This is a genomic window from Nocardia sp. NPDC002869 (assembly GCF_046764065.1).
In the GTDB taxonomy this organism is placed as follows: domain Bacteria; phylum Actinomycetota; class Actinomycetes; order Mycobacteriales; family Mycobacteriaceae; genus Nocardia; species Nocardia rhamnosiphila.
The window spans coordinates 1-5,413 of sequence record NZ_JBKOOL010000255.1; the positions used below are offsets into that span (position 1 = coordinate 1).

Here is a 5,413-nt window from a genome sequence, read left to right on the forward strand (position 1 = left end):
GAAAGCGCATGAGCCGAAGGCTCGAGTCTCGAGGCCGAAACGGCGAGACCAAGGGGGCCTCAACCCCGCGCCGCCGCAGGCGGCGCCAAATAAGACAGAATGGACTTATGACGAACCCTCTTGGAGGCTCGAATCGCGGTAGGCAGGGTCTGCCCACGCCCCCTTCCGGGTGGCCGGTCGGTTCGTATCCGACCTATGCCGAGGCGCAGCGCGCGGTGGATCATCTGGCGGACAATCAGTTCCCCGTGCAGAACGTCACCATCGTCGGCGTGGACCTGATGCAGGTCGAACGGGTGCTGTACCGCTTGAACTGGGGCAAGGTGATCGGCGGGGGTGTGGTCTCGGGTGCGTGGCTCGGGTTGTTCCTGGGTCTGTTGCTGAGCCTGTTCACCACCAACGGTATGGCCGGCCCGCTGGTGGTGGGCCTGGTCGGCGGCATCATCTTCGGGGTCATCTCGACGACCATCCCGTACGCGGCCACCCGGGGCCAGCGGGATTTCGCGTCGACCATGCAGTTGGTCGCGGGCCGTTACGACGTGTTGTGTGACCCGAAGACGGCCGAACAGGCCCGGGATCTGCTCGCGAAGCTGGCCATCTAGCGGATGGACGTGTTCGAACGCGTCCGGACGGCCGTGGCGGATTTCTTCGGGGTGGACGCGGCCGCGGTGGATACGGCTTCGATGACTTTCCTGGGCCTCGAGCCGATCGAGATCCTGCGTATCCCCGGTGACGGTGTGACGCACTATCTGACGGTCGGTGGGTCCCGGCATCCGATGGGTGATCCGGGGGATCTGCACGCCGACCCGGTGCGCGGTCCGCGGGCGGAGCTGGTGCTGACAGTGCGGTCGGCGGCCGGGGCCGGGGCGGGGGTGGCCCGGACGCTGGGGGTGCTGGCGGCGGCGCCCGCGGTCGAAGGTGTTGTGCTGCAGGCGGACGCGCTCCTGGACCTGGGCGAACCGATCTGGCAGGACGCGCCGTTCACGGCGGTGCTGCTGGGCGTGGGGGAGATCCCGGAGATCGAGTTACCGGATCCGGCGGAGCCGGTGCGGTATTTCACGGTGACGCCGGTGACGGCGACCGAGGCGGCCTGGGTGCGGGTGCGCGGGGCGCAGGCGTTACGGGATGCCTGGGCCGAGGCCGGGATCGATGTACTGGACCCCGGCCGGGGCGCGGCTTCGCTGTAGCGTCGGGTCCGGCGGTGGACGGGCCCGGTCAGAGCCAGTCGTTGCGGTGGAAAAGCGCGAGCAGCGTCAGGCAGATGCCGAGGATGACCACCAGCACCACCGGATAACCCCAGCTGATCCGCAGTTCCGGCATATGTTCGAAGTTCATCCCGTAGATACCGGCGATCATTGTCGGCACCGCGGCGATGGCGACCCATGCCGAGATCTTGCGCATATCGGTGTTCTGCTGGACGGTGATCTTGGTCAGCGCGGCGCTGATGAGAGCGCTGAGCGAATCGTCGAAATCGGTGATGCGTTCGGCGACACCGGTGTGGTGGTCGGCGACATCGCGCAGATAGCGCCGGATCTCCGGGTCGATCGGCAGCTCCTCCTTGTGCACCAGCAGTTGCAGCGGCAGCGCGAGCGGATTGACCGCGCGCCGTAGTTCCACCACTTCGCGTTTGAGCTGATAGATCGCCTCTACGGTGATCCTGGTGCGCGGGGTGAACACCTCTTCTTCCATCGCGTCGATATCGAATTCCACCGCCTGCACGACGTCTATATAGGAGTCGACCACATGGTCGGCGATGGCGTGCAGCACCGAGCCGGTGCCCAGTCGCAATCGGGCGGGGTCGGCTTCCAGGTCTCGGCGCACGGTCGCGAGCGGTGAATGTTCGCCGTGCCGGACGGCGATGACGAAATCGGGTGCGGTGAAGATCATCAGCTCGCCCGTTTCGACGATCTCGCTGACCGTGTGCAGTTCGTGCTCCCGGTGGGCGACGGTGCGCATGACCATCACGAGAGTGTCGTCGTAACGTTCCAGTTTCGGCCGCTGATGGGCCTGGACCGCGTCCTCGACGGCGAGGGCGTGCAATCCGAAGGTTTCGGCCACCTCGCCCATCTGCTCGGCGTCGGGGTCGTGCAGACCCAGCCAGACGAAACCGCCGCGTTCCCGGGCGGCGGCGAGCGCCTTCTCGTGGGTGTAGCGGCCCGGGAGCCGGCTGCCGTCCACATAGACCGCGCAGTCGACGACCGCACGCGCGGTGGGTACTCGGATATGCGGTACCGCGGTGGAACGCCGCGTCCGCCCCGGACCATGGAACGGCAGCGGAATCGAAGGCACGCGTCGATGCTACGTCGCGGCGACCACAGCCGGGGCCTGCGCGGAAAGCTCCGGTCACCGCGTCCCGGAAACGCCGCAACGCCCGCGCTTGCCGCCCCGCACCGGCAGCGCCCCGGACGAGCACTGGAAGACTGGGCGGGTGCGCATCGATCTGCATACCCACTCCACCGCCTCCGACGGCACCGACAGCCCGGCCGAACTGGTGCGCGAAGCGGCCGACGCCGGGCTGGACGTCGTCGCGATCACTGATCACGACACCACCGCGGGCTGGGCCGAGGCCGAGGCCGCCCGCCCGGCCGGGCTGACCTTGATCCGGGGCATGGAGATGTCGTGCGTGGGCCGCGGTGTCGACGGCTACCCGGTGTCGGTGCATCTGCTGGCCTACCTGTTCGACCCCGCAGACAGCGGTTTCGCGACCGAACGGGAACGGCTGCGCGCCGAACGGGTCGAGCGACTACGCGCCATGGCCGAACAGATGGCCGCCGACGGGCTCCCGATCGACCCGGACGCGGTGCTGGCCGCCGCCGGCCCCGCGGCGGGCCGCCCCCACCTGGCCCGCGCCCTCGTCGAAGCGGGGGTGGTGCCCTCGGTGAATGCCGCTTTCGCCGAACTGCTCGCCTCGGACGGCCCCTATTACGTGGAGAAGGCCGATACCCCGCTGCGCCGGGCGGTGGCGATGATCGCCGGAGCCGGGGGTGTGAGCGTGCTCGCCCACGGGCGGGCCCGCAGCCGGGGCCGGCTGCTGGACCTGCAGGAGGTGCGCGACCTGGCGCCGCACGGACTGGGCGGCCTGGAGGTCGATCACCCGGACCACAGCCCCCGGGACCGGGCGGTACTGCGGGAACTGGCCGGCGAATGCGGACTGCTGGCGACCGGGTCCTCGGACTACCACGGCGCGAACAAGACCATCGGCCTGGGCGAATGCACCACCGACCCGGCGCAGTTCGAGAAACTGGCCGGCCGGGCCACCGGCGTACCGGTGCTGGCCTCATGAGAGTGGTGCGCGGCATCAGTGGTGTGGCGGCGGCCGGGCTGGTGCTGCTGGCGCTGGTCGTCGTCGGGGCGGAGATCATCGGCGAGCGCCGTGGATTTCCGGGGCCCGGCGCCGAATCGGTGGCCTGGCATATCGCTGTTGCCGTGATAGCCGTTGTGGCACAGGTGTATTCGGATCGGGTGCGGGGCGCGGCGAGCCTCGGCGCGGCGGTGGTGGTGCTGGGTTCCGGCACGATTCTGCTGTGGACCCAGTGGTGGGGTTGACCGGCGGCGCAGTCCGTTCCGGTCGCCGGGTTCACCCGGCTTCCCGGAACCTTTGAGGTGTCTCACCGGACCGCGGCGTCGTTCGCGAGTTTCCGCTCACGGGAAGGTAATGCTCGCGGCCTACGCTGGCCCCGTGGTGTCCGAAACGCGCAATCCGCCGGGCCCGGTTTGGCGAACGATCCGGGACCTGGCAGAATGTTGCGGATTCCCGATCGTTGCCACCGCCGGGTCGGGGATATCAGGCGCCCGCCGCTCCGCGACGCACCGTCGCGCCGGGAAGTGGGCACCGGTCGAGTTCATTCGGACCAACCCGTCCGAAATCCACCCGGACAGTAGCTGCCCGAAATCAGCGCCCTCATCGCCCCGTGTCCGGGCTCCCCGGTCCTCCGGGAACCGGTTGCGCCAGGAAACATCCTGGTCGCACCGCCGATGAACGATATGACGCAGATAACACCAAATACCCGGCGGTAACCGTCCACCGGTTACGACCGCAACCAGCAGGAGTGAAATCGTGTCCTCTGTGACTGACGCACCGAACGCCACCGCCAGCAAAGAAGAGGTCCAAGATCTCTCGGCGATCACTCACGAGGAGATCTTCGCGGGTCACCTCGGCGGCAAGCTCTCGGTCGAGCTCAGCTCGCCGCTGGCCACCCAGCGCGACCTATCGATCGCCTACACCCCCGGGGTGGCGCAGGTGAGCCGTGCCATCGCCGAGGACGAGAGCCTGGCGAAGCGCTACACCTGGACCGACCGCCTGGTGGTCGTGGTCAGCGACGGATCGGCGGTGCTGGGCCTCGGCGATATCGGCCCGCGCGCCTCCCTCCCGGTCATGGAGGGCAAGTCGGCGCTGTTCAAGAAGTTCGCCGGACTCGACTCCATCCCGCTCGTGCTGGACACCAAGGACGTCGACGAGATCGTCGAAACCCTGATCCGCCTGCGCCCCAGCTTCGGCGCCGTGAACCTGGAGGACATCTCCGCCCCCCGCTGCTTCGAAATCGAGAAGCGGGTCGTGGAAGCCCTCGACTGTCCCGTCATGCACGACGACCAGCACGGCACCGCCATCGTGGTGCTGGCCGCCCTCAACGGCGCCGCCGCCGTGCAGGGCCGTGCCACCTCCGGCCTCAAAGTGGTCGTGTCGGGCGCCGGGGCCGCCGGGGTCGCCTGCACCAACATCCTGCTTGCCGCGGGCGTCGCCGATGTGACCGTGCTCGACTCCAAGGGCATCGTCAGCCGTGACCGCGGTGACCTCAACGCGGTCAAGGCCGACCTGGCCCAGCGCACCAACCCGCGCGGCCTCACCGGCACCCCCGCCGACGCCCTCGCCGGCGCCGACGTGTTCCTCGGCCTGTCCGCGGGCACCATCGCCGAAGAGCTCATCGCCTCGATGGCTCCGGAGTCCATCGTGTTCGCCATGTCCAACCCGGACCCGGAAATCCATCCCGCCGTGGCCGGCAAGTACGCCGCCATCGTCGCCACCGGCCGCAGCGACTTCCCGAACCAGATCAACAATGTGCTCGCCTTCCCCGGCGTGTTCAAGGGCGCGCTCGACGCGGGCGCCCGGCGCATCACCGAAGGTATGAAGATCGCGGCCGCCAACGCCATCCTCGGCGTCGTGGCCGACGAACTCGCCGTCGACAAGATCGTGCCCAGCCCGCTCGACCCGCGCGTCGCCCCCGCGGTGGCCGACGCGGTCGCCGCCGCCGCCCGCGCGGAGGGCGTCGCCTGATAGATCGTTCCGCCTTACCCGGGCGGTAACCGCAACTACAGCACTCGGCCGCCACCCTGGGCCGGGTGCTGTAGTTTTTGGCGCCGCCTGCGGCGGCGCGGGGTTGAGGCCCCCTGGGTCTCGCCGTTTCGGCCTCGAAGCGCA

General features: G+C 69.1%; 6 protein-coding genes. 5 read left to right on the forward strand and 1 reads right to left on the reverse strand.

The annotated features are described in order from the left end of the window. Nucleotides 1-107: 107 nt before the first annotated feature. On the forward strand, nucleotides 108-599 hold the full coding sequence (locus tag ACLML9_RS27570; RefSeq protein WP_030522047.1) for a general stress protein: 492 nt from the start codon (nucleotides 108-110) through the stop codon (nucleotides 597-599). A gap of 3 nt (nucleotides 600-602) precedes the next feature. Further along, nucleotides 603-1,184 carry a suppressor of fused domain protein gene (locus ACLML9_RS27575; protein ID WP_411948243.1) on the forward strand — a complete coding sequence of 194 codons (582 nt, stop codon included), beginning with the start codon at nucleotides 603-605 and terminating at the stop codon, nucleotides 1,182-1,184. Nucleotides 1,185-1,212: 28 nt separating this feature from the next. On the opposite strand, the gene ACLML9_RS27580 is transcribed toward ACLML9_RS27575, so the two are convergent. Further along, nucleotides 1,213-2,286 (reverse strand): magnesium and cobalt transport protein CorA, encoded by a 1,074-nt coding sequence (locus ACLML9_RS27580; RefSeq protein ID WP_411948244.1) that lies wholly within the window; start codon nucleotides 2,284-2,286, stop codon nucleotides 1,213-1,215. A 139-nt stretch (nucleotides 2,287-2,425) separates the two neighbouring features. On the opposite strand from ACLML9_RS27580, the gene ACLML9_RS27585 reads away from it, so the two are divergent. The 3 genes from ACLML9_RS27585 (at nucleotide 2,426) to ACLML9_RS27595 (ending at nucleotide 5,269) form a co-directional block, all read left to right on the forward strand. After that, complete coding sequence (locus ACLML9_RS27585) at nucleotides 2,426-3,280, forward strand: PHP domain-containing protein (RefSeq protein ID WP_411948245.1); 855 nt, start codon at nucleotides 2,426-2,428, stop codon at nucleotides 3,278-3,280. Then, a complete protein-coding gene (locus tag ACLML9_RS27590) occupies nucleotides 3,277-3,543 on the forward strand; it encodes a hypothetical protein (protein ID WP_411948246.1) in 267 nt (88 codons plus the stop codon). The genes ACLML9_RS27585 and ACLML9_RS27590 overlap by 4 nt, the downstream gene beginning before the upstream one ends. Before the next feature lie 520 nt (nucleotides 3,544-4,063). Next, complete coding sequence (locus ACLML9_RS27595; protein ID WP_411948247.1) at nucleotides 4,064-5,269, forward strand: NADP-dependent malic enzyme; 1,206 nt, start codon at nucleotides 4,064-4,066, stop codon at nucleotides 5,267-5,269. Nucleotides 5,270-5,413 lie beyond the last annotated feature (144 nt).